General features: G+C 39.6%; 18 protein-coding genes. 14 read left to right on the top strand and 4 right to left on the bottom strand.

Features of this window, described 5'->3' with window-relative positions; translation table 11 throughout:
• The first annotated feature begins 2 nt into the window (after window positions 1-2).
• From FC093_RS11290 to FC093_RS11230, 13 genes are all read left to right on the top strand, one after another.
• Complete coding sequence (locus FC093_RS11290; protein ID WP_137261891.1) at window positions 3-1,154, top strand: glycosyltransferase family 4 protein; 1,152 nt, start codon at window positions 3-5, stop codon at window positions 1,152-1,154.
• Between the two features lie 94 nt (window positions 1,155-1,248).
• Complete coding sequence (locus tag FC093_RS11285; RefSeq protein WP_137261890.1) at window positions 1,249-2,784, top strand: hypothetical protein; 1,536 nt, start codon at window positions 1,249-1,251, stop codon at window positions 2,782-2,784.
• 1 nt (window position 2,785) lies between these two features.
• Window positions 2,786-3,844, top strand: coding sequence for a CgeB family protein (locus FC093_RS11280; RefSeq protein WP_137261889.1), 1,059 nt, complete (start codon window positions 2,786-2,788; stop codon window positions 3,842-3,844).
• 24 nt (window positions 3,845-3,868) lie between these two features.
• On the top strand, window positions 3,869-5,038 hold the full coding sequence (locus tag FC093_RS11275; protein WP_137261888.1) for a glycosyltransferase: 1,170 nt from the start codon (window positions 3,869-3,871) through the stop codon (window positions 5,036-5,038).
• Window positions 5,039-5,159: 121 nt separating this feature from the next.
• On the top strand, window positions 5,160-6,074 hold the full coding sequence (locus FC093_RS11270) for a glycosyltransferase family 2 protein (protein WP_137261887.1): 915 nt from the start codon (window positions 5,160-5,162) through the stop codon (window positions 6,072-6,074).
• A complete protein-coding gene (locus FC093_RS11265; RefSeq protein WP_137261886.1) occupies window positions 6,068-7,204 on the top strand; it encodes an XrtY-associated glycosyltransferase XYAG1 in 1,137 nt (378 codons plus the stop codon). The genes FC093_RS11270 and FC093_RS11265 overlap by 7 nt, the downstream gene beginning before the upstream one ends.
• 53 nt (window positions 7,205-7,257) lie before the next feature.
• A complete protein-coding gene (locus FC093_RS11260) occupies window positions 7,258-7,878 on the top strand; it encodes a putative colanic acid biosynthesis acetyltransferase (protein ID WP_137261885.1) in 621 nt (206 codons plus the stop codon).
• Between the two features lie 295 nt (window positions 7,879-8,173).
• On the top strand, window positions 8,174-9,481 hold the full coding sequence (locus tag FC093_RS11255) for a WcaI family glycosyltransferase (RefSeq protein ID WP_137261884.1): 1,308 nt from the start codon (window positions 8,174-8,176) through the stop codon (window positions 9,479-9,481).
• A gap of 488 nt (window positions 9,482-9,969) precedes the next feature.
• The gene (locus FC093_RS11250) at window positions 9,970-13,008 is read left to right on the top strand and encodes a T9SS type A sorting domain-containing protein (RefSeq protein ID WP_137261883.1); all 3,039 of its coding nucleotides are present in this window, start codon (window positions 9,970-9,972) and stop codon (window positions 13,006-13,008) included.
• 30 nt (window positions 13,009-13,038) lie between these two features.
• Window positions 13,039-13,311: a PID-CTERM protein-sorting domain-containing protein gene (locus FC093_RS11245; RefSeq protein ID WP_137261882.1), complete on the top strand. Its 273-nt coding sequence runs from the start codon at window positions 13,039-13,041 to the stop codon at window positions 13,309-13,311.
• Window positions 13,312-13,616: 305 nt separating this feature from the next.
• Window positions 13,617-14,525, top strand: a complete 909-nt coding sequence (locus FC093_RS11240; protein WP_137261881.1) for a DnaJ C-terminal domain-containing protein — start codon at window positions 13,617-13,619, stop codon at window positions 14,523-14,525.
• Window positions 14,526-14,542: 17 nt separating this feature from the next.
• Window positions 14,543-14,848 (top strand): chaperone modulator CbpM, encoded by a 306-nt coding sequence (locus FC093_RS11235; RefSeq protein ID WP_137261880.1) that lies wholly within the window; start codon window positions 14,543-14,545, stop codon window positions 14,846-14,848.
• A 107-nt stretch (window positions 14,849-14,955) separates the two neighbouring features.
• On the top strand, window positions 14,956-15,549 hold the full coding sequence (locus FC093_RS11230) for an iron-containing redox enzyme family protein (RefSeq protein WP_137261879.1): 594 nt from the start codon (window positions 14,956-14,958) through the stop codon (window positions 15,547-15,549).
• 65 nt (window positions 15,550-15,614) lie between these two features.
• Here the strand turns inward: FC093_RS11230 and FC093_RS11225 are convergent, their stop codons facing one another.
• On the bottom strand, window positions 15,615-16,592 hold the full coding sequence (locus tag FC093_RS11225; protein WP_137261878.1) for a 2-hydroxyacid dehydrogenase: 978 nt from the start codon (window positions 16,590-16,592) through the stop codon (window positions 15,615-15,617).
• Window positions 16,593-16,873: 281 nt separating this feature from the next.
• On the opposite strand from FC093_RS11225, the gene FC093_RS11220 reads away from it, so the two are divergent.
• The gene (locus FC093_RS11220) at window positions 16,874-17,107 is read left to right on the top strand and encodes a hypothetical protein (RefSeq protein WP_137261877.1); all 234 of its coding nucleotides are present in this window, start codon (window positions 16,874-16,876) and stop codon (window positions 17,105-17,107) included.
• A gap of 83 nt (window positions 17,108-17,190) precedes the next feature.
• Here FC093_RS11220 and FC093_RS11215 read toward each other — a convergent pair whose 3' ends face one another.
• The 3 genes from FC093_RS11215 to FC093_RS11205 all read right to left on the bottom strand — a co-directional run bounded on the left by FC093_RS11215 (window position 17,191) and on the right by FC093_RS11205 (window position 18,832).
• Entirely contained in the window at window positions 17,191-17,427 is a 237-nt protein-coding gene (locus FC093_RS11215) for a hypothetical protein (protein ID WP_137261876.1), read from the bottom strand.
• Window positions 17,428-17,689: 262 nt separating this feature from the next.
• On the bottom strand, window positions 17,690-18,127 hold the full coding sequence (locus tag FC093_RS11210) for an IPExxxVDY family protein (protein WP_137261875.1): 438 nt from the start codon (window positions 18,125-18,127) through the stop codon (window positions 17,690-17,692).
• 135 nt (window positions 18,128-18,262) lie between these two features.
• Window positions 18,263-18,832, bottom strand: a complete 570-nt coding sequence (locus FC093_RS11205; RefSeq protein ID WP_317129047.1) for a gluconate 2-dehydrogenase subunit 3 family protein — start codon at window positions 18,830-18,832, stop codon at window positions 18,263-18,265.
• Between the last annotated feature and the right edge of the window lie 191 nt (window positions 18,833-19,023).

Below are 19,023 nucleotides of genomic sequence, written 5' to 3'. Positions count from 1 at the left end.
GTATGAACGTTACGCAAATCTCAATAGGGCGCTTCCATCATTTTCATTTAGCACGACAGCTGGAACGGCATCAGCTTCTTGACAGTATCTGGACCGGTTATAGAAAATACAACTTACGCGATGAGACAGGAATAGATCAAAAGAAAATTAAGACCTATCCCTGGTTGCATACACCCTATATGGCCGGTGCCCGTTTTGGAATAACACAGTGGCATTGGCTAAAACATCAATGGGCTTGGCTTTCCAACCAAACGTTAGACAGCCATGTATCTAAACACATAAATACACCTACCATTTTAATGGCCCTCTCTGGCTGTGGTTTACACGCCGGAATTAAAGCTAAAAAGATTGGAGGGTATTACATATGTGATCGAGGTTCTGCCCATATTCGTTTCCAGGATGAGATTCTAAAAGAAGAGCATGAGAAATGGGGTTTACAATATCAACCAATTGACCCGAGAGTTATTAATAAGGAGGAGACGGAGTATGAAGCATCTGATATTATAACAGTGCCTTCTGAATTTGCCAGAAAGTCTTTTATAGAAATGGGTGTAAGTGCCAATAAAATTTGCAAAGTAATTTATGGTGCAAGACTAGAGCGGTTTAAAAAAGTTGCTGAGCCTTCAAAAGATATCTTTAGAGTACTTTGGGTAGGCGCGGTAAGTATTCAAAAGGGTTTTATGTATGCTTTAAGGGCTTTCCAGAAAGTAAGGCATCCTAAAAAAGAGTTTGTTGTTATAGGTCATGTAACTTCAGAGGTAAAAGGATTATTACATTCAGACAATCTAACTAACGTTATATTTAAGGGTACGGTTGCCAATCACGAACTGCCTAAAATCTACAGTTCTGCTCATGTGTTTATTCTCTCGAGCGTTCAGGAAGGATTAGCAATGGTGCAAGGCGAAGCTTTGGCATGTGGCTGTCCTGTGATAGCAACCAATCACACTGGTGGTGAAGATTTGTTTACAGATGGAGTTGAAGGTTTTATTGTTCCTATCCGTTCTGTCGAAGCTATCGCTGAAAAGTTGCAATTGCTGGCTAATGATAGATTGCTACGAATAAAAATGTCAGAAGCTGCCATTAAAAAAGTGCAATCCTTGGGCGGTTGGGATAGTTATGGAAAAAGTTTTATAAAAGTTATTCAATCATTATAACTAGTGTAAAAGTAATCAAGTCATTTCCAAACACTATTAGTCGAATAAGTTTATGATGCCCTTGAATATATCAATGCGAACAAGTTTGAAGAGTATGGAATCATCAATATCCTATACTACACTCTCCAAAAAGAGCGATCTCACATTTATATTAATAACTACAGCACCTGGTTGGCTTTTAGCTTCAATCTTTAATAGTATCGCTATTGCAGATCTAAATTCTATATGGGCAAGTTTTATAGTTGTACTTTGGATTGGAAAGCAAGTTGGGAGGCCATTTGAAATGATCCGGTTTGTACGTATTACTGCTGCAGTATTATGTGCAATACAAAATATATCCTGGATAATGGCATCATTTATACATAAATTTTATTTAGATGAGTCTATCGAAGAAACATTATATCATTCTATGAGCGGTGGCTTAACGTTTCAATCTTATGCCCTCGCTATTTTTTATATCACTGCTTTTTCAATAGCTATATCGTTTCTTGGATATAAAAAGAAGATTTTTCTTCTGGAAAATTCAATTACAAAAGCAATATTGATTTTAAAAAAATACCCCTTCGTAAAATTAAGACTCTTATTAGTAGGATTTAGCCTTATTAATATTCTTTTGATTATCACAGGCGTTATAGGACAGCGTTCAACTATAATAGAAGGTTATGAAAATGGTGAGAGAGCTTTTTGGATAGTTCTTTATGAATCTTTATTGCCAGCACAGGTTCTGTTATGTGGGCTCTTTCTCTGGAATTTGATTAATAGTAAAAAGAGTAAAATAAACTGGGGCATCCTATTATTTTCAACGCTTGTTCTCCTGTTTATCTTTTTTACTAAAGATAGAAGAAGCTTTATATTTTCAGTTTTTGGAATTGGATTTTGGTTTTACTTCTTTTCAGGTAAAGGAATTAAAGTTTTTAAAGTTGCTCTAATCATAGCTATAATTTACCCCTTTCTATCTAAAGCTTTATTATTTAATAATTTTATCAGAAGTGCTAATGGCATCACAGGTGCACAGCCAGTAAGTGCAGTTGAACTGGTGCCTGAAGCATGGGAAAAGTTTAATTCATCTGAAGGCTTTATAGAGGAAGAAGAAGAGAATACAACGGAAAATCTTTCTGAAAGACCGCTTGTAGCAACGCCACTTGCTCTTTGTTTGCAGTATCCGGTTGAGAAGAAGACATTTACTTTAGGAGAAAATTTAATAAACTCTTTCGTGTGGTCTATACCTGGACCGATTATTTCAAATAAAAGGGAGTTTCCTGTTCAGGAAGATTTACTGTATGCTCATTTCGCAATTAGTCGTGGCGATTTGGAGGATACAGCTGATTCTCTATATCTCAGCTCCTATACTGAGTTTTCATGGTTTGGATTTCTTATATATCCTATTTTATTGGTAGTCCTTTGGAGATTAGTTCTCTCGTTATTAAAAAGTTGGAATATTCAGGGAATAAGTCTAATAATTTGTGTTTCTATTTTCTTCCAAAGCTTTTTATTGAATATTGGCGAAGGTTCAACTATTGCATGGTTTGTTGCTTTACGTTCCTTCCTTTTTTGGGCTATACTTTATAAGAGCTATAACTATTTCATTAAAAAAAGTAACTATCCTAAACCTTTCTATTATAAAAGGTAACATGATCAGACGTATTCTTTATATAGGTAACAGCAGTGGATTCACAACTTCTTTTCAAAGGTTTGAAGCTTTAAAGCGCTTGGGCTACACTGTATGCATGCAAGATCCATATAAAGCAATGGAAGTAAATTTAAGAAGAATTATTTCAAGGCATATTCATTATCGTACTGGCTACAGATTTCTTCAAAAGAAAATTGAAGAATGGATAAAAGAAGTGGTCACAGCTAATCAGGAAAATTATGATTTAGTCTGGATGAATAGTGGAGAGTTGATTGGTAAACATGTGATTAAGTTATTACATGCAACTTACAAATGTCCTATTATATTATACAACAATGATGATCCGACAGGCGGAAGGGATGGTAGGCGATTTTCTACACTTATTAAAGCTGTTCCATTTTATGATTTATGTATTGTAATGAGAGGTGTTAATAAAAATGAGTATGAAAAATTGGGCGCAAAAAAAGTACTGCGTGCAACTATGTCTTATGATGAAGTAGCGCATCATCCCTTCGAGCACACTGTAGAAATTCCACCAAAACTTCGTTCAGAAGTGGCCTTTATTGGTACCTGGATGCGCCATGAAAAAAGAGATACATTTTTATTAAAACTTATCGAAGCTGGTATTCCTGTTAGTATATGGGGCGACCGCTGGCAAAAATCACCACTTTGGAACAGGCTTGCACCACATTACAGAGGCCATGCCTTAGGCGGGAGAGATTATGTAGGTGCTATACAAGGCGCTAAAATAGTGCTGGGCTTACTTTCGAAAGGGAACAGGGATTTACACACAACACGTTCGCTGGAAGTGCCTTATGCAGGTGGATTGCTTTGTGCAGAAAGGACTTCAGAACATTTGGATATGTATAATGAGGGTGAAGAAGCCGTTTTCTGGTCTGATACGGAAGAGTGTATACAAGTTTGTAAAAAACTATTGGCAGATGATAATTTAAGAGAATCTATTAGAATAGGGGGAATGCGAAAAGTGGGAGCACTTAGGGTAGGGAATGAGGATATATGTCGCCAAGTTTTACAGGAAGTAGAAACATTAAAGAAGTAGGTTGTTTTAATCGTAATATCAATTATGAACATTGTTTTCTTTACACATCCATCCTTTTTAGCATCGCAAAGCATGCCCCGCTTTACTGCAATGCTTACTAAGGGTATGGCTGAGAGAGGACATTCCGTTGAAACCTGGGCGCCACATCCCCAATTTTATAATTTACCGGTAATATCGTCTTTAAAAAAGTGGATGGGATATATTGACCAGTATCTTATTTTTCCTCAACAGGTAAAGGAAAGACTTACTATCTGTCAGAAAGATACTCTGTTTGTATTTACCGATCATGCCTTGGGACCATGGGTGCCATTATTTGCTAATCGGCCGCATGTAATTCATTGTCATGATTTCCTGGCGCAACGATCTGCAAAGGATGAAATACCGGAGAACCCAACCGGCTGGACAGGAAAGCAATACCAGCAGTATATAAGAAAAGGATACCAGCAAGGTAGGAATTTTATATCCGTATCGCAACAAACAAAGAATGACTTGCATAAGTTTTTAAAATCTCCTCACCGGATTTCGGAAGTTGTGTATAATGGAATGAACCAGCAGATAAAAACAACTGATATACATACAGCCAGAAAGCAATTAGGTGGACTACTAAAAATAGACCTGACATCAGGTTATATATTACATGTAGGAGGTAATCAGTGGTATAAAAACCGCAAGGGAGTCATAGAGATTTATACCACATGGAGAGCAGATGATAAACATAAACTACCATTGATAATGATAGGGAGTTCTCCTTCTGAAGTACTACAAAAAGCAAGAGATTTATCTTCTTATAAAGAGGACATTTATTTCATCAGCTGTTTGAATGATGAAGCTGTGCAACTGGCTTATTCAGGAGCTAGCCTTTTTTTATATCCATCGTTGGCAGAAGGCTTTGGATGGCCTATTGCAGAAGCTATGTCCACAGGCTGTCCGGTTGTTACCACAGGAGAAGCGCCTATGAATGAGGTAGGTGGAGAAGCTGCAGTTTATATATCTCGCCGTCCTGCTAACGAAGGAGATGTGCTTGGATGGGCAAAGCAGTGCGCAAATACAATTGACAAAATCTTAAGCCTTGATAGTAAACAAAGAGATAAGGTAGTACATGCCGGATTTGATAATGTACAACGATTTAACACGGCTGCTGCTCTGGACAAAATAGAAAGTATATATCAGCAAGTGCTTGCAAATGGCAATTGATATTTCTAATAAGATTTGCTGCTTATTCCAGTATTATAATTATAGTAGTATGAATGTTTATAACATCAATAAATTATCTGGAATTATTGTTTGGAAGTTTTTCAGAAAAAGATAGTATTTTATGAGTAAAAGTATTTCTGTAATTGTTTTAACTTATAATGAAGAGAAGCATTTAGAGCGTTTGTTAAAAAGCTTAGTTCAAATTGCTGCTGATGTATATATCATTGATTCTTTCTCAACGGATAAGACGCTTGCGATTGCGGAAACTTATAATTGCCGCATCTTCCAGAGAAAATGGATAAACTATGCCGATCAGTTCCAATGGGCACTCGATAACTGCAGTATTCAAACTCCCTGGATAATGAGAATGGATGCCGATGAGTACCTGGAGCCTAAGCTGATTGAAGAGATCAATCATAACATTACAAAAATGCCTGAAGACACTACCGGCATTTATATAAGGCGGAAGGTGATCTTTAAAAAGAAATGGATACGCTATGGAGGGTTTTATCCGCATACATTAATGAGAATATGGCGCATAGGTGTAGGGAGTATTGAGCAAAGATGGATGGATGAACATATCGTTTTAAGTGAAGGAAAAACCACGATTCTTAAAGAACATATTGTTGATGAGAATCTTAACTCCATCAATTGGTGGGTCAATAAACATAACAGTTATGCTATTCGCGAAATGATTGATCTACTCAATATAAAGTATCATTTTTTAGACACTGACTTACGATTAACGCAAAATGAAAGCTCCCAAGCCAAGCGGAAAAGAATTCTGAAGGAAAAAGTGTATTCAAATATTTCACCTGGCTTACGTGCTACCTGTTATTTTCTTTACAGATATGTCGTAAGGTTTGGATTTTTGGATGGATACAAGGGCTTTATTTTTCACTTTATGCAAGGATACTGGTATCGTCTGCTGGTTGATGTGAATGTGATGGAATTTGAAGATAAATTACAGCATCCAAATAGGGACAGTATTACTATGTTATTAGAAAGGGACTATAATTTTAAATTGAAATGTTGAAGATTTTACATATAGTTCCATCCTATAAACCCGCCTATATTTATGGAGGTCCTATAGAGTCTGTTTCAAAGCTATGTGAAGCACAGGCATCTGTAGGGCATACTGTAAAAGTTTTTACAACTACGGCTAATGGTGAAGCGGAACTGGAAGTAAAAGCCGGTAAGGAATTGGATGTTGATGGCGTATGTGTTACCTATTTTAAAAGGATTACAAAAGACCATACCCACATATCGTTTGATTTATGGAAGCAACTTGCTAAAGAAGGGAATAAGTATGATCTGATACATATTCATTCATGGTGGAATATACTGGTAATTGTAGCAACAATAATTTGTCATGCAAAAAAAAGCAAAGTAGTTATATCGCCGAGAGGTATGTTGAGTGGGTATATTTTTACCAGTTCTAAAAGCTTTATAAAAAAAGTCATTCATTCATCAGTTGGTAAGAAAGTCCTGAAAAAAAGTGCTTTTCATGCAACCTCACAAGCAGAGTATGATGAATGCAAAGATCTGATACCAGGCTGGAAGGGCTTTATGGTTCCGAATATTTTAACCTTACCACCATTGCCTCTTGTTAAAAAGGCGAATGAGGTTTTTACACTGCAATTTCTTTCAAGAATACATCCTAAGAAAGGTCTTGAATTTCTATTTGAAACCATAGCAAATATTCCCTTTCCTGTTGTTCTTAAAATTGCTGGGAGTGGCGAAGAGGAATATATAACAGAGCTTAAGCAGAAGGCTAAAGAGTTAAATATTGAATCAAAAATTCAATGGTTAGGATGGCAGGACAGAGCATCCAAGTTTGATTTACTTATGAATGCAGATTTGTTTGTACTTACTTCCTACAATGAAAACTTTGCTAATGTGGTAATTGAATCCTTGCATGTTGGGACACCGGTAATGGTGTCAGATAAAGTAGGGTTAGCAGCATTTATAGAAAGCGAGCATATGGGCTGGGTAAGCAGTTTAAGCACTGCTGCTATTACTAAAACTATTATAGCCGCTATAAATGATGTTGCTGCGCGGAAAAGAATTGCTGCGGAGGGACCAGAGATAATAAAAAGTCATTTTTCAATTGAAAAATTAGTTGATGATTACGTTATAGCGTATCAAAAAGTATTATACCAATAATTCTCTGATCAACTATAGCCTTTATTATTACGACAGTAGATTAATTATAGTTCATGGAAGTTCAACAACTCAATAAATTCAAGATGCCGGATAGGTTCCGTGGCAAACCCGGCTGGTACACGCAACTCTGGTGGATAGTAGAAGCATTATTGTTTCATACATCACCGCAGTTTATGTATGGCTGGCGGCGGTTTTTGCTAAGAAGCTTTGGTGCCAAAGTGGGTAAAAGGGTGATTATACGATCTTCTGTACGTACGCAATTCCCCTGGAAGGTAACTATTGGCGATTATAGCTGGATAGGCGATGATGTGGTACTGTATAGTTTAGGCGAAATCATCATTGGCAACCATGTGGTGATATCGCAAAAAAGCTATTTATGCACTGGCTCACACGATTATACACACGCTGCTTTTCCTATTTATAATGTACCTGTTGTAATAGAAGACCAGTGCTGGCTGGCTACCGATGTATATATAGCACCGGGTGTAACAATAGGCAGAGGTACCGTAATAGGTGCAAGGTCATCAGTATTTAAGTCTTTACCTGCCGGCGTGGTGTGCATGGGCAGTCCGGCAAAAGTGGTGAAAGCGAGAAATGTTGAAAACGTTAAGTTCACTGGTTACAATTCACAAGTACACAAGGTTCACTTGTCAGATTCAAAGTTGGAGGTGTGAAGCTTAAAATCCAACATACAAAGCAGTATGCAGATTACAACTTACACCGGCAACATGCCTACTGTATAATTTTGATATATTTATTAAATTTTAATTAGTAAAATTCATAAGGCCAATTATATTTGCTTTATAGATTGTTAGATATAACAACTGCTAAGCCTTACGTTCATAAACTGACGAAAGGCACACTAATCAGGTAACTATAAGACCACTAAACCTGCAACCAAAACGTAATTGCCGCCTTACCGGTAATATACTTGTTTATTAAAAAGTAAGAACCAAAACGAAACTGCTCATGAAACGCAGCATACTACTCATCAGTGGTAATTACTCCCCTGAGCCTACCGGCATTGGCAAGTACAACAAAGAAATGACCGACTGGATGGCTGACAATGGCTTTGAAGTAACCGTTATTTCCACCTATCCCTATTATCCATACTGGCAGTTGCAGGCACCTTATACGCGCAGGCACAAATGGTACAGCAAAGAGCGGCTGATTACTGCTAATGGCAATGTTATTACTGTTTACCGCTGTCCGCATTATGTACCAAAAAAGCCTACAGGCGCACGCCGTATGATGCTGGATTTTTCGTTTGCACTGGCGGCTTTTTTTCAGGTATTGAAACTAGCGGCAGGCAAAAAGTTTCAGTATGTGATTACCGTTATTCCACCACTGCCCTTAGGATTGCTTTCGGTGCTGTACAAAAAATTGCGGAATGCTACCTTTTTGTATCATGTACAGGATCTGCAGATAGAAGCTGCGCGTGACCTGCAGATGATTCAATCGCAACGTACCATCCGCAACCTGTTTCGTATAGAGCAATACATATTGCGCCATGCCGATATAGTAAGCTCCATTTCAGACGGTATGATTGAAAAGATGCAGGAAAAGACAACTAAGCCGGTGGTATTTTTTCCCAACTGGGCAGACCTGCACCAGTTTTATCCTATATCTGATAAAGGCGCGCTTAAGCAGGCATTCGGCTTTGCAACTACCGATAAGGTGGTGTTATATTCGGGCTCTGTCGGTGAAAAGCAGGGACTGGAAGCTATCTTAGATGCTGCTGCCAAAGAGCAAAATCCTGCGGTAAAGTTTGTGATATGCGGCTCGGGACCTTATAAGGAAAAACTGCAACAAATGGCAGTCTGCCGGAAGCTGGATAACGTTGTTTTTATGCCGCTGCAACCGTTGGACCAGTTCAACAATTTTTTGAACATGGCCGATGTGCATCTTATTATTCAGAAAGCAAATGCGAGCGACCTGGTAATGCCCAGCAAACTGACGAATATACTTGCTGTAGGTGGCCTGGCGCTGGTAACTGCTAATGCCAACAGTACATTGCACAAGCTGATCAGTAAGCATAAAATGGGTTTGCTGGTACCTGCCGAAGATGCGCCTGCCTTGCAGCAAGGTATTGCCTGTGCTTTATCGCAGCCAATGGCAGCAGTACAGGCAAATGCATTGGCATACGCCCGGCAGCACCTGGCTATTGATGAAGTAATGAAAACCTACTTTAATCACACGCTAGCCCCTATCAATCTGACCGTGGAGCAGGTAGCCATAAAAAGGAAAACGGTAATGAGCTATTTTTTCAATGCCTGATGTATCTACCATCACGCTGCCGATTGAATTACTTTCTATTTTTCCCTACTGGCAGATTGCCATCCGGCAGCCTGCTGCCGAACGTGCTGGTGCTGGTGTTAGTTAAACAATATGCATTCGTACCACTACAATTTTCCTATTTATATATGTGTATGTCTTTATGGATAAACAGTAAGCATGCCGGGCTGCGTTGTCTTTTTGGTTATAAATGATATGCAGTATTCAAATTATTTAAAAATGATTTTAATTTTATTTTAATATAATAGGCGCTGAAAATTATAAATTTATTATTGATTTTATTTTTATATAAATATATTTGAGCCATACTTTATACCGGTAAAAAGAAAGTGTAAAGCACAAGATACCAAATACCAAAATAATTGCTTTAAAGTAGACCCGATACTGGTGTGGCTGCCGCTTAAATTATCAGTTCCCTAAGCAGGCAAAATCCTCTATCAACATACAACCAGGTAAACAAACCCTAATATATGCATACAGTGTTACGTACTGCAAGTGGCAAACGATTGCCCGTACTTTCTTTGTTATTGACTTTTTTGATGACGGCATGGTGGAGTGTAGGATGGGGACAAATAGTGGGATATGATGTAAGTACACAAACAGCTTACGGTGTATCTCCTTTAACTCCTTCTTTAACAGCTTCGAATGTCACCATCGGCGGATTAACCAGAGGAAGTGGTGTTGTAACTACTACTGGAACTGCTGCTGCAAGTGGCTGGGGCGGAACGGGATGGAATAATGCCACACCTGCTGCTGCAATATCTGCCGGCGCATATATCACATTTACAGTTCGGGCAAATACGGGATACATCATGTCTTTAGCTGCACTTAATGCGTTTGATTACCGGCGGTCAGATAGTGGACCAGTAAATGGTTTGGTACAATATTCCATAAATAATGGTGTATTTACAGATATCACTACAGTGGCATTTGTAAGTATGGCAAATACAGGAGCTTCTATTGGCAGTACAAGCCTGAGTGCCATACCAGCATTACAAAATTTGCCAGCCAGTTCAACCGTTACTTTTCGAATTGTTCCGTATGGCGCTACTATTTCATCGGGCACCTTTTATATTTATAATAAAGAGGGTTCAACTGATCCGGACTTGTCTTTAGCCGGTACCATTAATAGTACAACCGGCGTTACCTTCTATCCGAAATCAAGAGGCAAATTGAATGATGTAACCACCTGGGGAACTAATATAGATGGCACAGGGACAGCTCCTGCCAGTTTTAGCGCCAGTAATCAAATATTTAATATTCAAAACAGAGCCACAGCAACAATTGATAATTCATGGACTGTATCCGGAACGAATTCTAAAATAGTTGTTGGCGACTGGAGTAGCGATGTAACCTTTACAATACCCTCTACCTCTCCGGTAATTGGAACGATAGATGTTGCTACGAATGCTACACTTGATTTAGACAACACAACACTGCCAACTTTGGGTGTACTGGCTACCAATAGTACAGTTCTTTATAGTGGAAGCGCTATTCAAAACGTTGCTGCCAAAGCATACAGAAATTTAAGTATCAACAATATGAGCGGCGTAACCCTGACTGGCAATGTAACGGTCAGCGATGCTTTAAAGCTTACTAAAGGTGCAGTTAATATTGGCGGCAATACCCTTACGATTAATGGTTATATAAGCAGTAAAGGCACAGGCACTTTATCCGGATCTTCGAGTTCTAATATAGTTATAGGAGGCATTAGTAATAACCTCAGTACGCTCAACTTTACACCTGCAGCTAATACGCTCAATAATCTGACTATCAGTACGGGCGTATCCGTTGCATTGGGCAATGCGCTTAATATTACTGCGGGTAATAATCCGGGTACGGTTATCGTCAACGGTATTTTAACTACTAATGGTTATCTCACTATAAAAAGTGATGCTAATGGCACTGCACGTATTGGTGCCTCCACCGGCAGTATCAGTGGTAATATCACCGTAGAGCGATATATACCTGCAAAACCAGCACGTAAATGGACCTTGCTGGCGAGCCCGGTGAGCGTACCGGTGCGCAATGGCTGGCAGCAGCAGTTATTTGTTACGGGTCCGGGTACGGGTGGTACGCCTTGCGGCAGCACTACGGGCAATGGTGGTGCAACTGATATGTACAACAGCAACGGCTTTGATGATACACAAAATGATCCCTCCACCATATTTACCTACGAGCAAAGCTATGCTGCCGGTAGTACCAGTTATTTTACGCCTATTGCCAACACTGGTGTGCAATTGACGCCGGGCGCTGGCTACCGGGTAAATGTACGTGGCGACCGGAATACGGCTGGGGCTTGTGCTACTCAGATCAACTACTCGGGCAGTGCACCTTCTGCGGGAGCAGTAACCCTTAGCGTAACAGGGGCTTACACTTCAAGCGCCAGTAAAGCATTAAATTTTGCAGCCGACAATAAATTCACCCTGGTTGGTAATCCGTATCCCAGCGAGTTGAGCCTCAGTTCTTTTTTCACCGACAACAGCAGCCGCATCAATATTAGTGCATGGTTTTACTGCGGCACTACCGGCAATACAGGCGATGTATATACGGTATACAACAATGGCCAGTTGACCAATGACTTTTTACCTGCTGCTAATAAAGTATTTACTAGTGGTGCACTGTCGGATATAGTGGTATCATCGGGTGAAGCCTTCTTTGTAGAGGCGAAGGCAACGGGTAGTGTTAGTTTCAGGGAGACTCAAAAAACTACTGTAAATGCTTCGGGTAATGGTATTTATAGCCGGCAGGCAGCGCCATTTGTATGGACTAACTATATACGGTTGCACCTGATGAAACAGGCAGATAACCTGCAGGAAATGGATAATATTATTGTTCGCTTTAAAAATGATAAAAAAGTAAGCAATATGCAATATGGTGCTTTAGATGCTACAAGCATCAATACAGTAGCTTCTTCCATTGCTTCGCTTAAAGCGGGTGGCAGGATGGCTATACAAACAAGGCGCCTCGATTTTATAGGTAAGGATACGGTGTATTTGGCTGTGAATGCTGCGGTTGGCAATTACCGGCTCTCTTTTACAGAATACAGCCAGTTTGCGAAGGCTAAGTTTATTTATCTTATAGACCGTTACCTGCATTTTACTACTGATGTAAAGCAACAGCCCGGCGGCTATCCGTTCAGCATTACTGCCGATACACTAAGTAAGGGTAATAACCGGTTTATGGTAGTGTTCAGCACCACAGCTATTAGCACCGGTACGGCTAAGTATGTAAGCAGTCCGGTAAATAAAACAAGTGCGCCGGTACAATTTGGCTTATACCCCAATCCCGTACATAGTCAGTTGCATATAAGCATACCTCCTTCTACTGTGGTGCAGTATCAGCTCAGGATATTGTCAGCAGCAGGTACTCTGGTCATAGCAAAAGAGGGCAATAGCAAAGCAGGTTCTATAGATATCTCCACTGCCAGCCTTGCGCCAGGCACTTATATAGCCGAGTTGTATTTTGCTGATGGAACACGCTACACTCAAAAATTTGTAAAGCAATAACATAGAAAAATCTGACTAAACTAGTTTAATATGCCAAAGAGAAATAATTACAAAAAGAGCAACATGATAAGGGCAGTTGGTGTAGTAGCATTTGCCTGCTTATTAAGTGTAACTGCTGTATATGCCCAAGGACCAGAAGCAGTAGGCGATGGGTTAGATGGTGAGACCACTACCAATGTTCCCTTTGATGGTGGTGTAAGCCTTTTGGTAGCAGCTGGTATTGGCTACGGCGCTAAAAAAGCGTACAATGCCAAAAAGAAAGGGACTACTGAAGAAAATAATGAAGCCGCTCCCTGCCTGTAAAATGATGAGCTTTTAAAGCTCCGAAAGGCAGCTAATCCTATAGCGGATCAGCTGCCTTTTTTTATAAGTATGTTGGCAATCATACTTTACTTACATTAGGGAGATTATACCATTTTCAATTAAGTAGCATACCATGCGCTTAGCTCAAAGCTTACAACCCGAGGTTCAATACTTGTAGCCTGAGGCTTGCAGCTTACATAGTATTATCTATTTGAAAAGGTATTACCCACAACAATTAATAATTTAGCAGTATTAAAAATTTGGAATACTCTTTTCTTGCTTAAAAACAGAAAAACAAAAGGAACATGGCATTTATAGATTATTACTCCATTCTTGGCGTGGATAAAAACGCATCGGAAGAAGATATAAAGAAAGCTTATCGCAAACTGGCACGCAAGTATCACCCCGACCTTAACCCGAACGATAAAGATGCAAAGATGAAGTTTCAGCAGATTAATGAGGCAAACGAAGTGCTAAGCAACCCTGAAAACCGTAAGAAGTATGATGAATACGGCGAGCATTGGAAGCATGCCGAAGAATATGAACGGGCAAAGCAATCGCAACAGCAATACCAATATCAGCCGGGCGGAGGAGATGGCGGTCGCTGGCAGGAAGCCTATACCGGTGATTTTGATGAAGGTATGTTCTCCGACTTTTTTGGTTCAATGTTTGGCAACCGGCGTAGCGGCAGGCAGCAGGCTAAATTCAGAGGCGAAGATTACAATGCAGAAGTAAACCTTATGTTGAGTGAAGCTTATACTACACATCAGCGTACGTTTACTATCAACGGCGAAAATGTGCGCATTACTATTCCGGCGGGTATAGCTAATGGTCAAAAAATAAAATTGAAAGGGCGTGGCGGTCCGGGTATTAATGGCGGTCCTGCAGGCGACTTGTACATTACCTTTGTAATTACAGACGATACAGACTTTAAACGTATTGGAAATGACTTGTACACTACGGCAACGCTGGATTTGTACACCGCTGTGTTGGGTGGCGAAACAACCGTGAATACATTTACCGGAAAAGCAAAAGTAAAGGTACATGCGGGCACGCAAAACGGTACTAAAGTACGCCTGAAAGGAAAGGGCTTTCCGGTATATAAAAAAGAGGGCGAATTTGGCGATTTGTTTGTTACTTTTTCAATACAAATTCCCACTCACCTTACCGAGAAGCAGAAAGAATTATTTCGGGAGTTATCCAAGCTACAATAAACTAATAAACCATTTGTATGGAAAACCAAATGATTACTATAGAAGCCTATTGCACGTATCATCAGGCAGAGCCTGCATTTATTGAAGCACTGGAAAAAAGTGGCTTGCTAAACGTTATAGTAATGAATAACGATCGTTTTATTGATTACGAACAATTGCAGCAATTAGAATGTTATACACGCTGGTACTACGATATGGACATTAATGTGCCAGGCATAGATGCCATTAATAACCTGCTGGATAAAATAAAGCAGATGCAGCAGGAGATGGAAGATTTGAAGCATCGGCTGGCAGTATATCAGACTAATAGCCTATTGCTGTAAAGATGCTTATCTCTGTGCTAAATGCATGTAGGTAAAATTCTATCTCACCGTTAAGAATGAAGGAGTTGTAAAAACTAATTGTAATATTGCTTTCTAAATCAACTATTATGAAAGTTTGTTCAGAGGTTTTTCTTGAATACAATTTGCTGAACCATCCTTTTTACCAGGCATGGAATGAAGGCAGGCTTACCTGCAGTCAGCTAAGTTTATATGCAAATCAGTATGGTTCATTTATCCAGCTTATCAGTGAAGGCTGGCAGTGTGTAAACGAAGAAGCGATTGCTGCCGAAGAGCAGGAGCATTACGAATTGTGGCAGCAGTTTGGTAACAGCCTCAACAAAGAAGTAAATGCTGCTTTTCTTCCTGCTGTTGACGAATTAACAAGTACAACCAAAGAAAATTATAAGACGTATGCAGGAGCGCTTGGTGCATTGTATGCTTTTGAAGCACAGCAACCGGCAACCGCTACTTCCAAATTGCGGGGGTTGAAAGAACATTACAGCCATTGGAACGTAGATGAAACTTATTTTACCATTCATGCCAACGACATAGAGGAGCCTGCATTGCTTGAAGAAAAGATGAATGTTTTATCTGCAGAAGACAGAGCCATTGCATACGAAGCCTGTGCCAGCACTTGCCGCCTGTTGTATAACGCGCTCACAGATATTTATAATCACAGCATGGTTGCTTCGCAAAACTAAATTACAATCATCTTTTACAATATTGGTGAGGCTGTTTCCAAAGTAAGAAACAGCCTCTTTTTAGTTTACTGTTTATACACTTCTTTGTTTATAATTTGTGGGAGTTGTTCTCCACGTAAGCCGGCAATAACATTATCTACTGCCAGCCTTGCCATACCGTACCTTGTTTTTACGGTGGCTGAGCCAATGTGCGGCAATACAGCAACCGTAGGCATAAATAGCAACGGATTATTTTTATCCATTGGTTCAGGATTGGTTACATCCAAACCGGCGCCCCAGATAGTGCCTGTTTGAATTGCTTTTATCAAATCCTGCTCGCTGTGCAGCGCACCGCGTGCGGTATTGATAAAAATAGTATTCTTTTTCATTTGACTAAAAGCTGCTTTATCAAACTTATTTCTTGTTTCTGTGGTAAGCGCTGCATGTACCGAAAGTACATCGCTCTGCTGCAGTAATGTTTCAAAAGAAACTTTTGTAGCATGCAATTCTTCTTCAGCTTTTTTGTTGGAACTGCGGTTATGATAAATAATATTCATATCGTATGCCGCTTTGCAACGCTTAGCCATTTCGTAACCGATGCTCCCCAAGCCAAAAATACCTAATGTTGCACCTTGCAGATCAATACCCAAGTCGGTGAACGGATCAAAAGAGTGCCACTCTCCCTGTATAATTCTTTGGTGTAAATAAAAGGCTTTGCGTGCTGCTGCAATCATCAGTAAAAAAGCAGTTTCGGCAGTGGCTTTGCTCAATACCCCAGGTGTATTACTAACCGGAATGCCCAATCTGGTTGCGGTGGCAATATCAATATTATCATAGCCAACAGACATTAATGCTATTAGTTTCAGATTGCTGCATTCATTTAAAAAATGAGTATTCATATCAATTCTGCCTGCACTTAGCATGGCATCGTGTTGCTTGCATTGCCGTATCAGTTCATCCTGTGGCAGCCGGTTGGGTTCTGTCCATTCTGTATAGCTAATACCTGCATCACGCAAAGGCTGTAACAGTTCATCGGGTAGTTTTCGGGTGATAAATACATTCATAGGTTGTGCGGTTTTATTGTTTGTAAAAAACTACTTTACAATATCAGTGATGGTTGTTGCCAATGCAATTTTACCCTGATAATAAAATGTATCTGTAGCAAATGGTTGCGTAAATATAAAAGCGCTAAGTTATATTGTTGTAATTTAGGTATGGTGCAGTTGTTTTTGTACTTAATAATCAAAACAAAAACAGTATTAAAATTTAAGCCTTGCCTTAAAAAATTGTAGTATCTTACACTTGCATTTCCCCACATATACATCCAAGCCAAGACTCTTGATATATGGAGTTTTTTATTGCCATTATAATAATTATTATATGCAGAGTTATATTTGAATACCTCGACATCAGGTATCGCCAATCTGTTGTGCAAAGCGATTATAAAAGAGCTATTTATATTTCTAAGAATTTCAGGGTAAAAAATAAGTACACAGTGCCTACCTATAAGGTATTTCAAGACTTTTATAAACTATCGCTTGCACTTCCCAGATTGGTTATCAACTGGCTGCATCATTAATCATAATTACACTACAGCTACTGCGCTAATGCTATCCTTTTGTTTTATCCGTTAATAGCCTGAGTATTCCGGCAATGAAACCATTACCATATGTAATATGCAGTAGCGGATACACGGCACTCATATACAGTGCTTGCATAAACGGTTGCCTGGCGACTAAAGAAAAATAAATATTGCACAGGAGATACAATGCCAACGGTAGAAGTGCTGTAAAAACGTGCAACAAAAAAAATGAGTGGTAATGCAATCAAATACAAAACAAACGCTGCCGGTACCAGATGCGACCATCCGATACCTGATTTGATTTTTGATAATACCATTGGTTTGTAGTTGCCATATTGAAAATACTGGCTGAATACATCTTTACATGTTCTGCACGGATGATAATAGCTTTTAATACGCGGTGATTGATAAATATGGAAGCCCTGCTACCGTGCGATAGTTAAATTCATCGCCCTGGTTGCGCACAAATGCTTCATCAAACAAGCCGTAGCGCAGAAGATCTAAGAATACCCAAAATGACAGGTACTAAATAAAATACCCGCTTCGCAGCGGGTATCTCATACAAAAACCTATGGAATATCAAAAAATCAAATGTCCCTTATTACGTATTTTTTCATTCGTCAGTTCGGCAACTAACTGTACACCGTTCAGCGATTTGATAACCTGCATTAATTGGAGGCAGGTACTGGTTTCTATGTTATCTCCTTTCATCAGCCACAAAAAATCCATGTTCCTGAACTCGGGTAACAGGTATTCTCCATCGTTATAATTATGATAGATGTAATGTGACAATTGTGTATGACGTACCTTATGCTCATACACCCGGAAATAATAGCTGCGCTCGCGGCGACGCAACTGAATCTCAATATCGCGGTTGAGCCTGAATTGATAATTTAAAGCCTGATTGATACTCCAGCAAAACTGGTAACTTTTTATGGTAGAAGTAATGCCCAGCAAACAAGTGTCATCAAAAAAATCTTCTGTTAATTCATCAACATCTAAACAAAGTTTCGTCATAGCGGATAGGTTATGCGGGTAATCAATTTTTATATCTCTAATGCAGTAATGAACCGCGACAAAAATAAAAAAGCACCGGCGGATAAGACCAGTGCTTGATAAAAATACGCTTAAAGATTTATTAACGCACATTTATTAGAGTGCCCATGCTTTGTCACCCTTTTTGTAGGGATAGTCGCCGATATATTTACCTGGTACAGGCAGGTAGCGCAGTGCTTTGGTGGCACCTTGTTCGCTCGTAAAATAGCCCCACACTGTCAACTGTTTCATCAGGCTAAAGTAGTGATTCTGGTCTTTTTCCTTACGATTAGCATTGTAATCTTTTGCTTCCTTGTCAAGGTCCACCAGCAGGTCGTGCCGTTGGTTAGGTGCAAGTTCCATAAACGTTTTGTCAAACTTCTTTTTGCTGGCATCATTCAGTTTATTAATGCCTGCCGTAAATGTTTTCTGATCATCGTCGTTATAACAATCCGTTACAATTACTTTCATAAACTCGCCTATTTTGGCATCCTTTGCGCCCGGCGATGCAGCCGTTGTAGGTAATATCGTATCGCCTACTTCGTCCAGCAAGGCAACATCTTCTGCCGAAAACAAGCCCTCTTTTTTGCCGGTTGTTTTACAGCCTGTAAGAAAAGCTTCTGCGCCTACCAGCGTACCGCCTACCAGTAGCGCAATGGCTGATAAGGCTTCTCTTCTATCCATCATAAGTAAAGAAATTTTCAGGTTTAAAAATAACTATCTTTTCTGCCCTTCGGGCAAATATTTTTTATATTAATGAACTACCTCGCAGCAAGCTGACGAGGTATCAAAACAGCCTTAGCTGCTGTTGGTGAATCCTTTTATATTCTTTTTCGGCTCCCTGCGCTTTGACATAGTGCTGAATGGTATTTTCATCT

The organism is Ilyomonas limi (assembly GCF_005233845.1).
GTDB lineage: Bacteria > Bacteroidota > Bacteroidia > Chitinophagales > Chitinophagaceae > Ilyomonas > Ilyomonas limi.
This window is presented reverse-complemented; position numbering and strand designations above follow the sequence as displayed.

Excerpts from the sequence above, each read along its gene's own strand:
- FC093_RS11250 (WP_137261883.1), top strand. The coding sequence starts at position 9,970 with ATGCATACAGTGTTACGTACTGCAAGTGGCAAACGATTGCCCGTACTT.
- FC093_RS11260 (WP_137261885.1), top strand. The coding sequence starts at position 7,258 with ATGGAAGTTCAACAACTCAATAAATTCAAGATGCCGGATAGGTTCCGT.
- FC093_RS11215 (WP_137261876.1), bottom strand. The coding sequence starts at position 17,427 with ATGGTATTATCAAAAATCAAATCAGGTATCGGATGGTCGCATCTGGTA.
- FC093_RS11270 (WP_137261887.1), top strand. The coding sequence starts at position 5,160 with ATGAGTAAAAGTATTTCTGTAATTGTTTTAACTTATAATGAAGAGAAG.
- FC093_RS11230 (WP_137261879.1), top strand. The coding sequence starts at position 14,956 with ATGAAAGTTTGTTCAGAGGTTTTTCTTGAATACAATTTGCTGAACCAT.
- FC093_RS11265 (WP_137261886.1), top strand. The coding sequence starts at position 6,068 with ATGTTGAAGATTTTACATATAGTTCCATCCTATAAACCCGCCTATATT.
- FC093_RS11220 (WP_137261877.1), top strand. The coding sequence starts at position 16,874 with ATGGAGTTTTTTATTGCCATTATAATAATTATTATATGCAGAGTTATA.
- FC093_RS11245 (WP_137261882.1), top strand. The coding sequence starts at position 13,039 with ATGCCAAAGAGAAATAATTACAAAAAGAGCAACATGATAAGGGCAGTT.
- FC093_RS11290 (WP_137261891.1), top strand. The coding sequence starts at position 3 with ATGAACGTTACGCAAATCTCAATAGGGCGCTTCCATCATTTTCATTTA.
- FC093_RS11225 (WP_137261878.1), bottom strand. The coding sequence starts at position 16,592 with ATGAATGTATTTATCACCCGAAAACTACCCGATGAACTGTTACAGCCT.
- FC093_RS11235 (WP_137261880.1), top strand. The coding sequence starts at position 14,543 with ATGGAAAACCAAATGATTACTATAGAAGCCTATTGCACGTATCATCAG.
- FC093_RS11240 (WP_137261881.1), top strand. The coding sequence starts at position 13,617 with ATGGCATTTATAGATTATTACTCCATTCTTGGCGTGGATAAAAACGCA.
- FC093_RS11255 (WP_137261884.1), top strand. The coding sequence starts at position 8,174 with ATGAAACGCAGCATACTACTCATCAGTGGTAATTACTCCCCTGAGCCT.
- FC093_RS11275 (WP_137261888.1), top strand. The coding sequence starts at position 3,869 with ATGAACATTGTTTTCTTTACACATCCATCCTTTTTAGCATCGCAAAGC.
- FC093_RS11280 (WP_137261889.1), top strand. The coding sequence starts at position 2,786 with ATGATCAGACGTATTCTTTATATAGGTAACAGCAGTGGATTCACAACT.
- FC093_RS11210 (WP_137261875.1), bottom strand. The coding sequence starts at position 18,127 with ATGACGAAACTTTGTTTAGATGTTGATGAATTAACAGAAGATTTTTTT.
- FC093_RS11205 (WP_317129047.1), bottom strand. The coding sequence starts at position 18,832 with ATGATGGATAGAAGAGAAGCCTTATCAGCCATTGCGCTACTGGTAGGC.
- FC093_RS11285 (WP_137261890.1), top strand. The coding sequence starts at position 1,249 with ATGGAATCATCAATATCCTATACTACACTCTCCAAAAAGAGCGATCTC.